Below are 17,088 nucleotides of genomic sequence, written 5' to 3' on the forward strand. Positions count from 1 at the left end.
CATAACTAACCTAATTTCCCCTTAGATTTAAAATGTTACAGCATCACTTATTTACAATGTAAATGCTAAAATGCCCAAAAAACGCCGGAACGATTGAAATACAACCATAGATTACGGTCTATGTGATTTTCATTCTAAATTACAGGCGAATCACGCAAAAAATAACAATACATGAAAATTGGAAGTTCGATTTGAGAAAAGCGATTCGATACCGAACCATTTCAAAGTAATGAGCACCATTGAATAATGGACAAGCTAAATCACAACCGGAAGAATGATCATGGTGTAAATGACGAATTCTACAATTGATAAACTGATATTATGAAGCATGATCAAGGTTCATCGTCGCCAATATTGATCCGAATGAATGTCTATTCAAAATGATCAACTTCCGGAAAAATGATCAAGTAGATATCGTTCCGGAAGCATATATTTTTGGACCTAACTTACGGACAAATGCTTTTGGAATGGGGATTCAAGGCTTATTGGGCCTCATTGCTAGGAAATTCAATCGACACAAGATGGGAATACAGAAACATGACAATTTCATGATCATGCTTCCTACCTTTGGTTAGGTGTCTTTTTAAAATGAGAGGCAACCTGTGATAAATCAATATTGAATGGATTTTGTACGAAACAGGGCAGGAACAATGAAAATCACGACTTACTTGATCATTGTTCCGATAAATTGGTCGTCAAAAATATCCACACAGTCAGCAAATAAGCGCTTCGAAACAAAGTAGACAAAGATCGGCTGTGGATAAGCTGTATAACCATAATGATCATGCTTTCGAATCAACAATGATCATGCTTACAATGACTTAATGATCATCGTTCTGACTCACTGTGATCATGCTTTCTTCTGTTTTATGATCATCGTTTCGAGTAACTTATGATCATGCTTTCCAAGCGTATTTTATTTAACACTTTAAATTCAGCAACTTAAAAGCAAACTTACAGCCAGATCATTAGATCACTTAATCATTTAAGATCATATTAATCAAAAAGATCAGTTATTTAAAAGCCAATAAATTCTCTTTATTTATGATCATTCTTTCTTTATCATTCAGGAACTATAGTGAAATTACGGTTAGTGTGATACGGATCAAAAATGAAACCAGAAGAGAAATTGTTAATTAAGGCACGAAGCCACAAAGATGGTCATTTATTTGAGGTATCTGAAACAGCCGTTGAATGGATTGAACAATATCAACACTTCAAAGGTGTCACTAAAAGCATAGTTGAGCTTCTTAACCTAATTTCACTTCGTGGATTTAGCAGCAAAGATGGATACGTTTCAACGACCGAGATTATTGAATCAACCGATGGTCAAGTTACCCGCGCAGCTTTGCAACAAAGATTGAGAGCGGCGGTAAATATCGGTCTTTTCAAGCAAATCCCTGTTCGCTTTGAAGAAGGCCTAGCAGGAAAAACCATGCTGCATCGTTTTGTGAACCCTAACCAATTAATATCGGTATTGGGTGCCACCAGCTTGGTGACAGAAAGTGTCAAACAGAATGAAAAGCAAAAGCGTTCTAAAGCCCTAGCTCAAACCAAAGTTAACAAACGCCTGCTGAATGAACACGGACTCAATACCCCACCAACAATGAAAGATGAAGCGGACCAGTTCATTGTGTCTCCCACAAACTGGGCGGGGATTATTGATCAAGCGTTAGCGCCACCACGAACGCGTAAGAGTTACCAAAAATCAATGGTTTCGATCTCAGGTACTCGCGCAGTGATCGAGACAAGATCATCGAAAAATATCATGACGGTTGATGATCTCATGACGCTATTCGCTTTATTTACACTCACCGTCCAATATCATGATCACCACCAAGATGATTACCATCTTGATGCAAAGCACACACCGAACAAAACACCACTCTACATCACCGATATTTTGTCGCTTCGAGGCAAAAAAGACAGCGGCCCTGCACGTGACTCAATCCGTGACAGTATTGATCGTATCGAGTTTACAGATTTTCAATTGCATGAGCTTACTGGTCGTTGGCTTAGCGAGAACATGCCAGAAGGCTTTAAGAGTGATCGTTTCCGATTCTTAGCGAGAACCATTACTGCATCAGAAGAAGCGCCTACAGAGGGCTCTGACGGTGAAATTCGCATTAAACCGAACCTATACATCCTTGTTTGGGAGCCATCGTTCTACGAAGAGCTGCTGACACGTGATTATTTCTTCTTGTTCCCGCCAGAGATCCTGAAGCAACATACCTTGGTTTTCCAAATGTATTCTTACTTCAGAAGTCGTATGGCACGTCGTCATTCTGATTGCATGCTGTTAAGCGAACTTAATCAGAAGTTGGCTCGCAACATCGATTGGCGTCGATTCTCAATGGATCTGATCCGTGAATTGAGAAAGCTTGGCGAAGCAGGAGATCAAGAAGATACCTTCCTGGTTAACCTGTGGGGTTACCATTTGACGATCACAGCTTTGATCGAGAAAGGGAAAACTACAGACTATCAAGTTGATATTAAATGTAACGTGGAAGAAGTATTGCGTTACTCGAGAGCCCGTACCACCAATGCCGGTAAACGTAATATGGCACCAACTCTGCCAAACCCGCTCCGCAACGAGATGGTATCGAAGCAGAAGCTGGAAGAGCTGTCTGAAATTATCGATGGTGAGTTCGAACCAATCCAACGCAAGGCACCATCACCAAGAGGCAAATTAGGGCGTCGTGTTAAGCAGCGTAAGCACTCTGTTGAGATCAATGCTGATGAGATCATGATAACACTCTCTAAATACACCTCTGCAGAGGCTCTAGAACGCAGTATAACGGCTTTATCTGCTATGACAGGGCATTCACACGCCTCAATCAAAGAAGAGTGCTCAGAGCTTATTGAGAAGCTTGATTGGCTAAGAGTAGGGGATGAGATCATTCCTTACGAAACGTTAAGTAAGTTAATTGAGCTGTACAACGACCGCGATAGTAACAGCAACCGCCACCTTTCGATTGAACGTCTTATCTCTGGCTTAGCGGTTCGCCGCAAAGTGTGTAAGCAAGTTCACGAAGGGCATTTGGATGAGAATGTGTTCTTAGCGTTAGATGAGATGGCGATTGGCCACTAATTCTGGGCCTGTTTTCAGGCCTGTGAATGGAAATTTGAAACATCATTAGGTGTTGATAAGAACCGCACCTAACGCTGACAAAGTGATGACAAAGTAGCGCACTCGGTTGATTATTATTTATCCCGAATAGACAACCTTTTGTCCTTTCTTATGATTAATAGATTGGCTCATATTTTGTTACATCATACTGAATAGATTTTTGCGAGTTCCCTAAGGGACTCGCTTTTTTTTGTCTAAAATTCGGCTAGCCATTAAAAATCAATAGTTTAGTGTGTTTCCTTCCGAAGCATGATCAAGGTTAGATCATGCTTTCATGGATCTTGTTCATTGGCAGGAAAGGAAGCTTCTTAGGGGCGACTGTGGATCAAGTGAGTAGCGATCAGTGAATCTGATGTTTTACATTACCTTGATCATCGTTTCGGGGATGGCTCGCCATGAAGCGGACGTGCGACTCGATCAACTTCTCTGATTCTGCTTGCCAGCGCGGCTCCTGCTGTTGATTGGCAAACTCGAGAGCCAGTACACACAGATGCTGAACTCGTTGAGTACACCACTCTTGCAAGTCTGGTTCCGCTTTGGGGTCACAAGACACCGCTTGCAGCTTGCCGTAAGCAAACATTAGGTATTGGTAAGCCTTTTCTTGATGGTGTGCATTTTCGTTCGGCTGTCGATAGAAGGTAAAGATTCTCAGGCAGCCATCTAACCAACATGCGATACCTTTGCTTTGTTCATCCGTGATCAATGGCCCCCAGAGTGCATCTGGAGGCGTTAAGATCAAAGGTTCTAACCGTTCCACTTGATCATGCTTTCGGGCTTTGTACCAATCTCCGATCCGCTCTAACCAAGTGTCTAGTTCATTCATGCAACATTATCCCATTGTTTTACAAAGTGATTATCAGCAACTTGCTTAACGTTATGCTGTATTTCACTGCTTTGTTCTCGAATACGATCAGCGTCTATTGAATAGTTTGGTTCATTTTTAACGAGTTCGCCAAATGGCAGATCAGGATCTGGCACCGCAGAGATCAATAGCTTGGTGTATGGGTGTTGAGGATTGGTCAAGATCGACTGAGTGGATCCCCATTCGACGATCTGTCCTTTGTACATAACTGCTGTTTCTTCTGCGATGTAATGTGCAGTCGCGAGATCATGGGTTATGTACAAAAAGCCAATCCCGAGTTCTTTCTTCATTCGTTGCATTAGGTTGAGCACGCCAAGTCGAATCGAAACATCCAGCATGGAGGTGGGTTCGTCGGCAAGAATAACCTCAGCTCCAACCGCCAGTGCTCTTGCTAGGTTAACCCTTTGTCTTTGGCCTCCACTGAGCTCGTGGGGGTACTTAGCCAGTGTTTCAATGGGTAACTCCACCAGCGTTAATAACTCTTCCAGGCGCTCTGCTAGCGCTTGTTTGTTGGCGACTTGCTTATGAATCTTGAGAGGGCGTGTTAAATGGTGCTCTATAGTATGTGTCGGATTCAGCGAGCCAAACGGGTCTTGGAACACCATTTGCACTCGGCTGCGGTAGTCCAAGGTGTCTTTGCGGCTGTTGAGGGTTGAGATGTCTTTGCCATTGAATAGGATCTCGCCTTCTGTCGGTGGGTAAACCTTGGTCATTAGCCTCGCGCAGGTACTTTTTCCGCAGCCTGATTCGCCAACGAGAGCTAACGTTCTTCCTGCGTATAAGTCAAAACTCACGCCATGCAGGGCTCTAAATATCTCCTCTTTGCCAAATCCGCCACCAACGGTGAACTCTTTAACGAGGTTTTTTACTTGCATAATTGGTTGTGACATTGAGGCTCCTAGCACGCTGTGGCGTGAGCATGTTCGTGAATATTAGGGAATGAACTCCACAGCTTTTGGGTGTAGGAGTGCTGAGGGTTATTGCGAATTTCGTAGGCTTGATTGACTTCAACTATCTTGCCATGACGCATAATGGCAATGCGGTCACACAGCTGGCTCATCAGGGCCAAATCGTGGGTGATAAAGAGGATTGAGAAGCCGAACTCTTCTCTGAGTTGGTGTATCTGTTGCAATATTTCTCGTTGAACGACGACATCTAGAGCCGTAGTTGGCTCATCCATGATGATCAGTTTGGGATTGAGCGCGAGAGCGATTGCAATCACCAGTCTTTGACGCATACCGCCGCTAAATTGGTGAGGATATTCGGTTAGGCGATGGCGAGGAATATTCACTAAGTCGAGCAGCTTTTCTGCGCGATCCTTGGCTTGTTCATCACTCATCCCTTTGTGGTGGCGTAACACATCGGCAAACTGTTCTTCAATGGTTAACACTGGGTTGAGTGAGTTCATGGCACTCTGGAACACCATGGCGATCTCACTCCAGCGTAATGTATTAAGCTGGCTGTCAGATAGTCTCAGTAGGTCTTGCCCACCAAAAAGTATTTGACCGCCAGAGATGAATGCGGGCGGCTTATGAAGTCGGTTAATGGCAAACGCGATGGTGCTTTTGCCACACCCCGACTCGCCAGCCAGACCAAAGATTTCTCCTTGTCCTATGCTAAAGCTGACGGACTTTACCGCGTTGAAGTCTCCGTCATCGGTGATGTAGTCGACACATAGGTTCTTCACTTCGAGAAGAGGTGTATCTGGATTTTCCATAGACATGATAGATACTCAGTTATGATATTGATAACCATTATCATTAACATGTGTTGGATTTAGTGAAAGCGATCAGCACAAAAACAATGAAGTGCCTCGAAATTTATCTTGGGGTATTTCAGGAATTTTCAGTGGGAAACGCGAAAACTAAGGGAGGAAAGTGAGAGTTGGATCAAACCACATTTCTTATGGGGAATCTTTTAAATGTAATTGCAGAAAATGGCTTTGGCAAAGTTTAAATGAGCCATTTATTAATTAGCTTTATGAAGCGTCGGAATCATCACATTTCAGTGCAGAATTTCTTAACAAGCGAAATAGCATTTGCTACAGATTACCTGTCCATTACATGGTGCTTTTCGGAGGAAAACATGTCCATTAATTCTATCAACCATGATGAAATGACAAACATTGCAAACAAGTGGGATGCTGAAGAAGAAGTATCTTTCAAACCAGAAAAGAAAATGAAGTCCGCTGAAGCTCGTCGTCGTATCGAGGCTCTAAGAGAAATTAGAGAAAGCGGTTTGAGTCTGGAAGAAGCGAGGGAGCTGGGTCTGATTCACTAATATCCCCGATTGCATTTAAGAGGGTGGCTCAGTGCCACCCTTTGATTTATAAGCACTTTATTCATTTATCACTCGATTCCGATCTGCAATTTACCTTCTACGCTCAAAGCTCAATCACACAAATTTTCTCAGTGGTCTCTACTTTTCGTCTAAAAACAGGCTGACGGCATACTCTTGAACTAAGTTGTTTGACAGCAATATGCAACGCCACTAGTTTTAAAGTCACAGCAAAAATATGCGATGACGTTGGTGAGGAGAAGGCTATGTCCAATTCTGTGGCTCAAGCTGAAGAAGTGTTGTTTTATGAACCAGAAGATCCGAACGGATACCTCTCTAATTTCGCAGCTTGCCCTATCAAAGTCGATGATCAAGTTTGGGCTACAAGTGAGCATTATTATCAGGCGATGAAGTTTTCTTCACCGTCGCTGAGAAACATCATTCTTGAAGCGAACACTCCCGCTGAAGCATTCGCTTTGAGCCGCCAATACGAAGACCAGGTTCGAGAGGACTGGTACGATATTCGTGTAGAGGTGATGCGATTCATTGTGACCGAGAAATTCACACAGAACCCGCAGTTTGCTCTGTTTTTAACGAGCACGGGCGATTCGGTGATTAAAGAGCACTCTCATAAAGACCATTTTTGGGGAGATGGGGGAGACGGAACCGGTGAGAATCACTTAGGGAAAATTTTGATGGCAGTGCGCCAACAACTTCGTAGCCAGCAACTGCATTTGATCACATCACATTAAGTACACATTAAAAAGGCCGCTCTGGTTAGCTTATACGCTAACCAGAGCGGCCTTTTTTATTTCTATAGCTTCCGGTATCCGAAGCCGCTAGAGTGCGTTAGCGAGCGATACGTTTAATCGAATCCTATAGGTATCTTTGTACGATGTCGTCGAGTTGTCCATCGTCTTTCATTTGGTCTAAACGTTGGTTAATAAAAGTCTCGAGCTTGGGATCCATTTCTGGGTCGAAAGCCAAATGAATTGGGTAGTTGTTGATGACTGAACCGAAGTCCTGCATTTGGTAATCATCGATATTGAGTTTCTGTTCATTTAGGTTGTATTTGATTCGTGATTCCATCTCTACAAATACAGTATCACCGGGTGCACGGTTAAGTACGCGGAACGCAGCTGTGTAATCTTTTACTCGAATCTCATTGAGCTTACCTTGCTGGATGTACGGCTCTAAGTTTGGATACTCAAACCCCACCAGTAACACCACGGCCTTTCCGTCCAGATCATCAATCGTATTGAACTCGAATGGCTTTTTACCGCTACTCAGCAATACGTGTTTTACATTGTAAATTGGCTCTTTAGATAGGTTGGCTGATTGGATGTTTCCCCAGCTAGGGCTACCATAAGTGACCCAATTTGGGTTCTCCCTCACATCTAGCTTGTCGATCATTCGATTAAAAGGGTAGGTGTGGTAGTTAATCTCGTACTGGCTGTCATCAAATACTGCTTCCACAATATCAGATACGATTCCAGTGTGAGATGACCCGTCAGTTTCGATCTGAAAAGGTTGCGCTTGGCTCGCAATAATGTAGTAGTGAAGAGGCTCGCTTGAAAAAGCATAACTGCTTGAAAACAAACTGACTATGGATGCAACGATAAGATGTTTTTTCATAACCTTCCCTAGTTATTTGATGAATGACTACTATTATACTAGTTGAGTAATTGTAGTTTGCTAAGATAACAACAATGGTAATTTTTGTATGGTGAAAAAAGGAAAACGCTATATTGGACTCTCTCGACAGTTGATCGGGGCCATCATTGCAATCAGTACCTTATTCACAGTCATAGTGACAGGTCTTGGGTTATATGTGGAGTACCAAAATCGAGTTTCTTTTATCAGTTCTCAGATCGAACAGGTCAAAGCAGGCTACCTTTCCGGTTTAACTTCGAGCCTTTGGGTTGAAGATCGGGCTCAGCTGTTTGTGCAAGCGGAAGGTATCTCTCGTCTTCCCTCGGTCAGTTACCTTCTCATCGAAAGCCCCGATGAAAAAATTCTAGAGCTAGGTCGTCCAGCGACTGGGCAGTCATACTCTCAGTCTTGGGAAATGGTTTACCAGATGGGGGGGAAAGACTTCCCATTGGCAACCCTCACGGTGCAGTCCGATTTAAGTATGATCCTCAATGACTTTGAAGAACGAGTGCTGTTGCTACTCGCTTTCGAAGCCGTGAAAATCTTTCTATTGTCATTGGTGTGTTTGGTCATCGTGTATCGCTTGGTCGTAAAACGTCTAATGACCATGTCATCACAGATTAACGAGCAGCAAGTTGAAGACAACAAACCGCGCTTTATAACCCCAACCGATTCTACCTACAAAGACGAAATATCGACGTTGGAAAACAGCTATAACCAATCGATTGAACGTATTCGTCAACAATATCAAGAGTTGATCAAAGCCAAAGAGACCGCTGAAGTTGCTAACCGCAATAAGAGTGAATTTTTGGCTAACATGAGCCACGAGATCCGAACTCCCATGAATGGAATCATCGGACTTTCGTCTCTGCTATCTGAAATGGATATGCCGAAAGAGCAAAAAGAGTATGTCAACATGCTCAATACCTCTTCACTTACCCTGCTAGACCTTATCAATGACATCTTGGATTATTCGAAAATTGAAGCGGGACGTTTAGAGCTTCAACAAGAGCCGATGAAAATGATGGGCATTGCGGCTGATGTTGAGTCGACGTTCAGAGTTAAAGCTGAGCAAAAAGGGCTTCGATTCCAACTAGCAATAGACCCTAAGATTCCAACCATGGTGATTGGTGATGGAACGCAGCTCAGACAAGTGCTGAATAATTTAGTGGGTAATGCCATTAAATTTACTGAGCGCGGTCATGTGACGCTTTCTCTTCGTCTAGAAAAAGTGATTGAGCCTGAGCAGAAATTGAGAGTTCGATTTGAAGTTGCCGACAGCGGTATTGGTATCGCAGAAGACAAACAAAAATCGGTATTTGATAAGTTTCAGCAGGCTGATGGCAGTACCACGCGTATTTACGGCGGTACCGGATTGGGTCTCACCATATGCGATAAGATCGTGACCTTAATGGGCAGTAAGCTTGAGCTAACCAGTATTGAAGGGAAGGGCAGTACCTTTTACTTTGTGGCTGACTTTGATCCGTGTTTGGAGATTGACGAAAGTAATATTGATTTTAATAAGGTCTCGGTGTTGCTGGTAGATGATAGCCAACTGAACATGCGTATCACATCGACACAGCTACAATCGTTTGGTGTGTCCTCTACATGCTGTGAAACCGCAACCCAAGCGCTAGAGCTCGTTTCAGAGTCTGTCGAAAACGCTTCGCCTTACGACTTAGTGTTGATTGATAAAGTGATGCCTTCTATCGACGGGTTCCAGCTTGCAAGAAACCTGATAGAGCGCTTCGGTAAAGCCTGCCCTAAGCTAGTTATGATCTCTGCTGACCCTCGTAAGCAAGACGAAATGCATGCCAAACAAGTGGGTTTTATTGCCTACATTGCTCGCCCGTATCAAGATAACCAGCTTAAGTGGACCATCAGTGAGGTATTAGCGAGATCGGCGGACACCTCGACCTTCACCTATCCAAACCGCGGTGAAGTCGCGTTCAAGGACAATGAGCCTGTACCAACCACTAAACCAGCGGTGGTGGCGAAAGAGAGCGTTAAGGCTGAAGAGTCTAAGCCTCAACCAGAAACCTCGTTATTTAGCGGTAAAGTTCTGGTGGTTGAAGACTCTAGAGTCAACCAGCAGGTTGCCAAGATGATGCTTAAGAAGCTTGGCTTTGAGGTCGACATTGCCGATAACGGTAAAGTGGGAGTCGATAAGTTTAAGCATAATGAGTATCAGATGATCTTCATGGACTGTCAGATGCCAGTGCTCGATGGCTTTGAAGCGACAAAACAGATTAGAGCACTCGAAGAAGGGACGTCGAAACATATTCCTATCGTGGCGCTAACAGCCAATGTCGTGCAGAGAGATAAGCACTTATGTTTTGATGTGGGGATGGATGAGTTTTTACCTAAACCCGTGAACCAAGGTAAATTGAGAGAGATTGTCGCGAGTTTTTTGTCTGATAAAAGCGAACTAACAGGAGAAAGTGATCAGAAGATTGTTTAGTTCGCACGCCATTAAATCTCATCGTTAGAACCCAAAACTCCGACCTAATCCGTCGGAGTTTTTGTATATGTAGGGTTACCCTCTCAACGGATGCGGCACTAGCCAATACTATCGATGTGGATCACTACTGAGTCTGGTCGCCAGTATTCCAATTCACAGTCCATCAACTCGCCATCTTGTTTGTAGTTCACGCGGCAGATCTTCAGCACCGGTTGCCCCTCAGCTAAATTCAACGCCTTAGCGACATAGGCTGGGGCTGAAGTGGGAATGACATCAAAGCGCGAACGTTTGGTCTCATAGCCATACTTCTCTCTATAAATACCTGTTAGCGACATGGTGAGGTTTTCCGACAATATTTTTTCAAACAAGGGGGCTTTCAATACGTTTTCGACGAACAGTACCGCTCTGCCATCAATAAAGCGTAATCGCTCGATCACGTGTATTGGTGTTATCTGTTCTATCTCTAATGCTCTGGCGTAATCACCTGCCGCCATCTCTGTGCGAGTGCTCAGCAGTCGTGTTTCTGCGATGCGATCTTGTTCGCGAATCATTTGATGAAAGTGAGAACGAGACAATGGGTTGTAGCGAATACGTTCGGGTGACACATACCAGCCTCGGCGCTCCTCTCGGTATATCAGGCCTTCGGTTTCTAACGACACCAATGCATCTTTGAGTGTGATTCGTGTGGTGGAAAACAGTTCGCTGAGCTCTCGTTCGGATGGCAGTTTTTGCCCCTCGGTGAAGATACCCGATTGAAGTTGTTCTCTGATGCTCGCCTTAATTCTACCTAGCTGTGTCCCTGATTGCGCTGTTGCCAATGTTCTCATTACTGATCTAGTCCATAAGTTCGTGTGCTCAATAAGGTAAACCATGGAGTTAACAGGAATGTGACAGTAAACAAAGGCTTACTGTCATATGGGTGAAATAGAACTGCCATGAAAATGCACCCTAACTGTCAAATAAGTTGCGCGAAAGCGTCACACTCTGGCGATAGCATACAAAACGAACTTACTGACCTAGTCCAGAGGGATAGAGACAATGAAAACTTTGCTTAGCCGTTCAACTGTATCGCCAGCCAAACTGAGAGATTTACCTGCAAAACTGTTAGGCGCAACGCTAATAACGGCAACACTTTCAATGCCAGCGATGGCGAAGGATGCTGATCTTGAGTCACTGATTGAAGCCGCTCAAAAAGAGGGCGCGGTTTACAGTGTGGGCATGCCAGACAGTTGGGCAAACTGGAAAGGCACATGGGCTGATCTGAAAGCGAACTACGGTTTGAAGCATCAGGATACAGACATGAGCTCAGCACAAGAGATCTCGAAATTTGAAGCAGAGAAAAGAAATGCAACCGCAGATATCGGTGATGTTGGCTTCGCCTTTGCACGTGTTGCGGTGAAGAAAGACGTGACTCAGCCATACAAGCCAAGTACTTGGAATGATATTCCAGACTGGGCGAAAGACAAAGATGGTCACTGGGCTCTGGCTTATACGGGCACTATCTCATTCATCTCAAACAACAATCTTGTTAAAGACGCACCAAAATCTTGGAGTGACCTACTAGAAGGCGATTACAAAGTCACTGTTGGTGACGTAGGCGTAGCAGCACAAGCAAACAGCGCGATTCTAGCGGCGGCATTTGCGAATGGCGGTGACGAGTCGAACCTAAAACCGGCGATCAAATTCTTTGGTGAACTAGCGAAGCAAGGCCGTCTATCTTACACCGATCCAAGCATTGCGAACCTTGAAAAAGGTGAAGTGGAAGTAGCGATCATGTGGGATTTCAACGCCCTAAACTACCGCGACAAGATTGACCGTGAGCGCTTTACTGTAAATATTCCACAAGATGGTTCAGTGATCTCTGGTTACACCACCATCATCAATAAATACGCAAAGAACCCGAATGCGGCGAAGCTGGCTCGTGAATACATCTTCAGTGACCAAGGCCAGATCAACCTAGCTGAAGGTTACGCGCGCCCAATCCGTAGCAACGTGACGCTTCCTCAATCAGTACAAGACAAGCTGATCTCGAACGAGCAATACAGCAACGTTCATCCAGTCACTGACTTCTCAGCATGGGAAAAATCAGCACGTCGTCTGCCGCGCCAATGGCAAGAAAGCGTCTTGATTCATCAGCAGTAATCCATATTCAAAACAAGCAACAGAGAATAGACCATGAGCAATAAGGTTATCCTTGTTGTTCTAGATGGACTGAATTATCAGGTAGCCCGTGATTGCATGGGCTACCTGAACGGTCTTCTAGAACTGAGTGATCTTCAGGAAAAACAAGGCGACTCGCTAAATGTGAGCACGCCAAAACACAAGCTTCGCGCCACACTTTACCCAATGCAGTGTGAGCTGCCGTCCATGTCACGTCCACTGTATGAGTGCATCTTAACCGGAGTTCGCCCCGTTGAGAGTGGCATCGTTAACAACCAAATTGTGCGTTTATCGAATCACGAATCGATTTTTAGTTTGGCTAAATCACAGGGCAAAGTAACGGCTGCCGCGGCGTATCACTGGGTGAGTGAGCTGTATAACCGAGCGCCTTTTGATGCAGTGCGTGATCGCTTTACCAACGACGAAACCATGAACATTCAACATGGCTGTTTCTACCACTGGGACCACTACCCAGATGAAGCCTTGTTCTTGGATGCTGAGCATTTGCGTGTCACCCATCAGCCGGACTTCTTGCTGATTCACCCAATGAACATTGACGACATGGGCCACAAGCACGGGTTGGACTCTCGCCAATACCGTAATAGTGCACGTGGCGCCGATATCTACCTGTCGAACTACCTTGAGAAATGGGTGGACGATGGTTATCAGGTGATCATCACCAGTGACCACGGCATGAACAATGACTTGTCTCATGGTGGTATTCTGCCTGAAGAGCGTGAAGTGCCATTCTTTGTGATTGGCGATAAGTTCACACATCAAGAATGTTCAGTGAAACAGACTTATATTTGCGGCAGCGTGTGTCAGCTACTCAACCTTGAACACGATAAATCTTACACTCAGGAATTGTTGGCCCTATGAGCAGTTCTGTAATCACGCAGAGCGATGACTCTGCGCTTAAACCTCAAACCAAATCTTGGTTCAAACGCTTCAAGCCCGCCTTATGGCTTGCGCCTTTCGCCCTGTTTTTCTATCTGTTCCAACTGGCACCTATGGTTTGGGTGTTGATCAACAGCTTCTTCTACGACGATGAGCTCTCTCTCGAAAACTATTCCGAAATATTCGATTCTGCCTTCATGATGCAGGCCTTTGGCAACAGTTTATGGTTGTCGATTTGGTCGAGCATTGTTGGCTTAGCGATTGCGACTCTGTTGGTCTCTTCATTGCGCCGCGTTGATTCTAAAATCCGCGATGCGGTGATTGCCTTTACCAACATGAGCAGCAACTTCTCTGGTGTGCCTCTGTCGTTCGCCTTCATCATTATCCTAGGCACCAATGGCGCTATCACCTTATTGCTAAAGCAGTACGGATTGCTGGGTGATTTCGACCTGTATGGCAAGTGGGGCTTGCTGGCGATTTATATCTACTTCCAGATCCCATTGGCGGTGTTGTTGCTGTATCCAGCGTTCGATGCATTGAATGACGACTGGCAAGCTGCCTCGGCACTGCTTGGTGCGAGAACTTGGCAATACTGGACCAAAATAGCGTTGCCTGTGTTATCACCGGCCTTGTTCGGCACCTTCATCATCTTGATTGCTAATGCAATTGGCGCGTATGCGAGCGTGTATGCGTTGACTTCGGGTAACTACAACGTGATTACGATTCGAATCGCGAGCTTGGTATCGGGCGACTTGTTCCTTGAACCCAACCTAGCAGCCGCAATTTCCGTGATTCTGATGGCGATGCTGGCCTTCATCACCGTGATTAACCAATGGCTGATCAGCAAAAGCTACGCAGGGAAGAGAAAGTAATGAACACCGTAAATACTCGCTTTCATAAAACCGTGGTCTATTCGATCGTTGGTATTATGATGATTCCGATCTTGGCGACCTTCATTTACTCGATCTCTTCGCGTTGGGGCGCGACGATCTTGCCTGATGGTTTTACTTTGGATTGGTACATCAACCTGTTGACGGATCCTCGCTTCTTACAAGCCTTTGGTCGTTCACTATTTATCTGTGTGGCGGCGTTGTCACTGAGTGTGGTGTTGGTTCTACCTGCGATTTTCGTGGTGTTTTACTATTTCCCGAAACTCGACAAGGTGATGAATATCCTCATCTTATTGCCGTTCGCAGTACCGCCAGTAGTATCGTCGGTGGGTTTGCTTCAGCTGTATGCCGATAGCGAAATCTCTTTGATAGGCACACCGTGGATTCTGATTGGTACTTACTTCACCATCGCGCTGCCATTCATGTATCGCGCGATTGCCAACAGCTTTGAAGCTATTAACCTGCATGACTTGATGGACGCGGCTCACCTGCTCGGCGCAAGCACGACTAAGGCGTTTTTATTGATTATTCTGCCAAACCTTAAGAAAGGCTTAATGGCATCGCTGTTCTTGTCATTCTCGTTCCTATTGGGCGAGTTCGTGTTCGCCAACATCTTGGTGGGTACACGTTACGAGACGCTGCAAATCTACCTATACAACATGCGTCAAACCAGCGGTCACTTCACGTCAGCCCTTGTGATGACGTACTTCCTGTTTATTTTCTTACTGACTTGGTTGGCAAGTCGTTTCAGCCAAGGAACCAAATAATGAGCTTTGTAAATGCGAAAAACCTCACCAAGCGTTTTGGTGACAACACAGTATTTGAAGATATTGAATTTTCCATCGAGAAGGGAGAGTTCATCACGTTGCTTGGCCCAAGTGGCTGCGGTAAATCGACCTTGCTACGTAGCTTGGCTGGTTTAAATCCGGTCGATGGTGGCGAAATCTGGGTGAATGGTGAGGAGATTACTCACCAAGTGCCGCAAGAGCGTGGCATCGGCATGGTGTTTCAATCTTATGCGCTGTTCCCGAACATGACGGTTGAAGGCAACATTGCGTTTGGCCTTAAGATGAAAAAGCTTGCTGCTGACGAGATTAAGCGCGAAGTTGCGAAAGTGATTGGGCTGGTGGATTTAACGGGCAAAGAGAAGTTCTACCCGCATCAGTTATCAGGCGGCCAGCGTCAGCGTGTGGCTTTGGCAAGAGCCTTGGTGGTCAAGCCGCGTATTCTGTTGTTGGATGAACCGCTTTCTGCGCTGGATGCGAAGATCCGTAAACATCTTCGCCAACAGATCCGAGACATTCAAAAAGAGATGAATCTGACCACGATCTTCGTGACTCACGATCAGGAAGAGGCGATGATCATGTCTGACCGTATCTTCTTGATGAATAAAGGCGAGATCGTACAAGCGGGTACACCTGAAGAGATCTACACTCAACCGGCCAATGAGTTCGTGGCAGGATTCATGGGACACTACAACTTGGTGCAAGCGAACAAGGCTAAGCAGCTGTTTGATATTGAAACCGAGTGGAAGGTGGCGATTCGTCCTGAATCTATCTACGTTAAAGAGCAAGGCCGACAATATGGCGAACATATCTCTGCGCCGAAAACCGGCACTATTCGTAACCACCAGCTGTTGGGCAACGTGATTCGCTACCAAGTGGATGTCGACGAGTGTGAGCTGACGGTCGACCTGCTGAACCGTTCTTCTGAACGACTATTGGCAAATGGCAGCCAACTTGAACTCCTGTTTAACCTTAATGAAATTCAACCTGTGAGAGCCTAAGATGTTCAAACCTTTGTATGTATTTGATATGGACGAAACGCTGATCAATGCCGATGCAGCGATGCTCTGGAATGAATTCTTGGTTGAAAAGGGCATTGCTACAGCGCCGAACTTTATTGAAGAAGACCAGCGCTTAATGGGCTTGTATTCGGAAGGTAAGCTGAACATGGAAGACTACCTCACGTTCGCTATGGAGCCACTCGCTGACATGCCAACTGAGCAAGTCAGCGCTTTGGTGGAAGAGTGTGTTGAGCAGTATATTTTACCTAAGCAGTTCAAACAGTCGAAACCATTGATAGAGCAGCTGGAGCGTGATGATATCGACATGTTGATCATCTCGGCGAGCGTCACTTTTTTAGTAGAAGCTGTGGGTCGTAAGATTGGTATCGAGAATGCACTCGGTATCGATTTGGTCGAAAACCAAGGCCGTTTTACTTCTCAAATATTAGGTGTGCCGAGCTACCGAGAAGGTAAAGTCACCCGTTTGAAAGAGTGGTTAGACAATCAAGAAACTAACTATTCAGACATTCACTTTTATACCGATTCAATCAACGACTTACCTTTGTGTGAACACGCTGATTTTGCGTATTTAGTGAACCCATGCCCGCGTTTGAAAGCACTGGCCGATAAACCGAATTGGTCTATTCTCAACTGGGATTAACGCGAACCCTATATTCGAATAAGCTTCGTTTTAGAACTTATCAAGCCGCTGACTACAGCGACTTTTTGTTTGCCAGTGAATGAGGTTTGACGGAATTCTCTAATCTGCACTTTTCATTGAAAACCTCGAATGTAACAACTTAATAACATTCCTTGCTTGGTTGTAAATCAAACCACCATCATTCAATCCCTTGATAGTGCTTACTTTCTTGTGATTAGAGTTTGTCTGTAACAAATATTTTACAAGGTGACGGGTTTTTAGCGTGATTGTCCATTTCTCTCCATCCATTCCAATCTGTCGGCTTGTGGGCC

16 protein-coding genes are annotated in these 17,088 nt (G+C 44.9%); 10 read left to right on the plus strand and 6 right to left on the minus strand.

The window, feature by feature from the left end; all coding sequences use genetic code 11:
• Positions 1-1,111 precede the first annotated feature (1,111 nt).
• Positions 1,112-3,091 carry a replication initiator protein RctB domain-containing protein gene (locus L1D55_RS01100; protein ID WP_102424076.1) on the plus strand — a complete coding sequence of 660 codons (1,980 nt, stop codon included), beginning with the start codon at positions 1,112-1,114 and terminating at the stop codon, positions 3,089-3,091.
• Between the two features lie 379 nt (positions 3,092-3,470).
• Here the strand turns inward: L1D55_RS01100 and L1D55_RS01105 are convergent, their stop codons facing one another.
• The 3 genes from L1D55_RS01105 to L1D55_RS01115 are packed head-to-tail and all read right to left on the minus strand — an operon-like array spanning position 3,471 to position 5,715.
• Positions 3,471-3,953 (minus strand): hypothetical protein, encoded by a 483-nt coding sequence (locus L1D55_RS01105; RefSeq protein WP_008216907.1) that lies wholly within the window; start codon positions 3,951-3,953, stop codon positions 3,471-3,473.
• Positions 3,950-4,882 carry an ATP-binding cassette domain-containing protein gene (locus L1D55_RS01110; RefSeq protein WP_239916119.1) on the minus strand — a complete coding sequence of 311 codons (933 nt, stop codon included), beginning with the start codon at positions 4,880-4,882 and terminating at the stop codon, positions 3,950-3,952. Before L1D55_RS01110 ends, L1D55_RS01105 begins: the two co-directional genes overlap by 4 nt.
• An 8-nt stretch (positions 4,883-4,890) precedes the next feature.
• On the minus strand, positions 4,891-5,715 hold the full coding sequence (locus L1D55_RS01115) for an ABC transporter ATP-binding protein (protein ID WP_198778377.1): 825 nt from the start codon (positions 5,713-5,715) through the stop codon (positions 4,891-4,893).
• 362 nt (positions 5,716-6,077) lie between these two features.
• Between L1D55_RS01115 and L1D55_RS01120 the strand changes: the two genes are divergently transcribed.
• Together L1D55_RS01120 and L1D55_RS01125 are read left to right on the plus strand one after the other, a co-directional pair.
• A complete protein-coding gene (locus L1D55_RS01120) occupies positions 6,078-6,272 on the plus strand; it encodes a hypothetical protein (RefSeq protein ID WP_004736928.1) in 195 nt (64 codons plus the stop codon).
• Positions 6,273-6,460: 188 nt separating this feature from the next.
• On the plus strand, positions 6,461-7,021 hold the full coding sequence (locus L1D55_RS01125; protein ID WP_239916120.1) for an NADAR family protein: 561 nt from the start codon (positions 6,461-6,463) through the stop codon (positions 7,019-7,021).
• 124 nt (positions 7,022-7,145) lie between these two features.
• On the opposite strand, the gene L1D55_RS01130 is transcribed toward L1D55_RS01125, so the two are convergent.
• On the minus strand, positions 7,146-7,904 hold the full coding sequence (locus tag L1D55_RS01130) for a transporter substrate-binding domain-containing protein (protein ID WP_239916122.1): 759 nt from the start codon (positions 7,902-7,904) through the stop codon (positions 7,146-7,148).
• 88 nt (positions 7,905-7,992) lie between these two features.
• Here L1D55_RS01130 and L1D55_RS01135 point away from each other — a divergent pair, with 88 nt between their 5' ends.
• Positions 7,993-10,383, plus strand: coding sequence for a response regulator (locus tag L1D55_RS01135; protein ID WP_239916123.1), 2,391 nt, complete (start codon positions 7,993-7,995; stop codon positions 10,381-10,383).
• A gap of 98 nt (positions 10,384-10,481) precedes the next feature.
• Here L1D55_RS01135 and L1D55_RS01140 read toward each other — a convergent pair whose 3' ends face one another.
• Positions 10,482-11,210 carry a UTRA domain-containing protein gene (locus L1D55_RS01140; RefSeq protein WP_128163076.1) on the minus strand — a complete coding sequence of 243 codons (729 nt, stop codon included), beginning with the start codon at positions 11,208-11,210 and terminating at the stop codon, positions 10,482-10,484.
• Positions 11,211-11,421: 211 nt separating this feature from the next.
• On the opposite strand from L1D55_RS01140, the gene L1D55_RS01145 reads away from it, so the two are divergent.
• The 6 genes from L1D55_RS01145 to L1D55_RS01170 are packed head-to-tail and all read left to right on the plus strand — an operon-like array spanning position 11,422 to position 16,777.
• A complete protein-coding gene (locus tag L1D55_RS01145; protein ID WP_239916124.1) occupies positions 11,422-12,525 on the plus strand; it encodes an ABC transporter substrate-binding protein in 1,104 nt (367 codons plus the stop codon).
• Positions 12,526-12,558: 33 nt separating this feature from the next.
• A complete protein-coding gene (locus L1D55_RS01150) occupies positions 12,559-13,422 on the plus strand; it encodes an alkaline phosphatase family protein (protein ID WP_239916125.1) in 864 nt (287 codons plus the stop codon).
• Positions 13,419-14,312, plus strand: a complete 894-nt coding sequence (locus L1D55_RS01155) for an ABC transporter permease subunit (protein ID WP_239916126.1) — start codon at positions 13,419-13,421, stop codon at positions 14,310-14,312. Before L1D55_RS01150 ends, L1D55_RS01155 begins: the two co-directional genes overlap by 4 nt.
• Positions 14,312-15,097 carry an ABC transporter permease gene (locus L1D55_RS01160; protein ID WP_004732591.1) on the plus strand — a complete coding sequence of 262 codons (786 nt, stop codon included), beginning with the start codon at positions 14,312-14,314 and terminating at the stop codon, positions 15,095-15,097. The genes L1D55_RS01155 and L1D55_RS01160 overlap by 1 nt, the downstream gene beginning before the upstream one ends.
• Positions 15,097-16,116, plus strand: coding sequence for an ABC transporter ATP-binding protein (locus L1D55_RS01165; protein ID WP_239916127.1), 1,020 nt, complete (start codon positions 15,097-15,099; stop codon positions 16,114-16,116). The genes L1D55_RS01160 and L1D55_RS01165 overlap by 1 nt, the downstream gene beginning before the upstream one ends.
• 1 nt (position 16,117) lies before the next feature.
• Positions 16,118-16,777 carry an HAD family hydrolase gene (locus L1D55_RS01170; RefSeq protein ID WP_239916128.1) on the plus strand — a complete coding sequence of 220 codons (660 nt, stop codon included), beginning with the start codon at positions 16,118-16,120 and terminating at the stop codon, positions 16,775-16,777.
• A gap of 99 nt (positions 16,778-16,876) precedes the next feature.
• On the opposite strand, the gene L1D55_RS01175 is transcribed toward L1D55_RS01170, so the two are convergent.
• On the minus strand, positions 16,877-17,065 hold the full coding sequence (locus tag L1D55_RS01175; protein ID WP_239916130.1) for a hypothetical protein: 189 nt from the start codon (positions 17,063-17,065) through the stop codon (positions 16,877-16,879).
• Between the last annotated feature and the right edge of the window lie 23 nt (positions 17,066-17,088).

This window comes from Vibrio sp. Isolate22, from assembly GCF_022398115.1.
In the GTDB taxonomy this organism is placed as follows: Bacteria; Pseudomonadota; Gammaproteobacteria; order Enterobacterales; family Vibrionaceae; genus Vibrio.

Excerpts from the sequence above, each read along its gene's own strand:
- L1D55_RS01100 (WP_102424076.1), top strand. The coding sequence starts at position 1,112 with ATGAAACCAGAAGAGAAATTGTTAATTAAGGCACGAAGCCACAAAGAT.
- L1D55_RS01105 (WP_008216907.1), bottom strand. The coding sequence starts at position 3,953 with ATGAATGAACTAGACACTTGGTTAGAGCGGATCGGAGATTGGTACAAA.
- L1D55_RS01110 (WP_239916119.1), bottom strand. The coding sequence starts at position 4,882 with ATGTCACAACCAATTATGCAAGTAAAAAACCTCGTTAAAGAGTTCACC.
- L1D55_RS01115 (WP_198778377.1), bottom strand. The coding sequence starts at position 5,715 with ATGTCTATGGAAAATCCAGATACACCTCTTCTCGAAGTGAAGAACCTA.
- L1D55_RS01120 (WP_004736928.1), top strand. The coding sequence starts at position 6,078 with ATGTCCATTAATTCTATCAACCATGATGAAATGACAAACATTGCAAAC.
- L1D55_RS01130 (WP_239916122.1), bottom strand. The coding sequence starts at position 7,904 with ATGAAAAAACATCTTATCGTTGCATCCATAGTCAGTTTGTTTTCAAGC.
- L1D55_RS01135 (WP_239916123.1), top strand. The coding sequence starts at position 7,993 with ATGGTGAAAAAAGGAAAACGCTATATTGGACTCTCTCGACAGTTGATC.
- L1D55_RS01140 (WP_128163076.1), bottom strand. The coding sequence starts at position 11,210 with ATGAGAACATTGGCAACAGCGCAATCAGGGACACAGCTAGGTAGAATT.
- L1D55_RS01145 (WP_239916124.1), top strand. The coding sequence starts at position 11,422 with ATGAAAACTTTGCTTAGCCGTTCAACTGTATCGCCAGCCAAACTGAGA.
- L1D55_RS01150 (WP_239916125.1), top strand. The coding sequence starts at position 12,559 with ATGAGCAATAAGGTTATCCTTGTTGTTCTAGATGGACTGAATTATCAG.
- L1D55_RS01155 (WP_239916126.1), top strand. The coding sequence starts at position 13,419 with ATGAGCAGTTCTGTAATCACGCAGAGCGATGACTCTGCGCTTAAACCT.
- L1D55_RS01160 (WP_004732591.1), top strand. The coding sequence starts at position 14,312 with ATGAACACCGTAAATACTCGCTTTCATAAAACCGTGGTCTATTCGATC.
- L1D55_RS01165 (WP_239916127.1), top strand. The coding sequence starts at position 15,097 with ATGAGCTTTGTAAATGCGAAAAACCTCACCAAGCGTTTTGGTGACAAC.
- L1D55_RS01170 (WP_239916128.1), top strand. The coding sequence starts at position 16,118 with ATGTTCAAACCTTTGTATGTATTTGATATGGACGAAACGCTGATCAAT.
- L1D55_RS01175 (WP_239916130.1), bottom strand. The coding sequence starts at position 17,065 with ATGGATGGAGAGAAATGGACAATCACGCTAAAAACCCGTCACCTTGTA.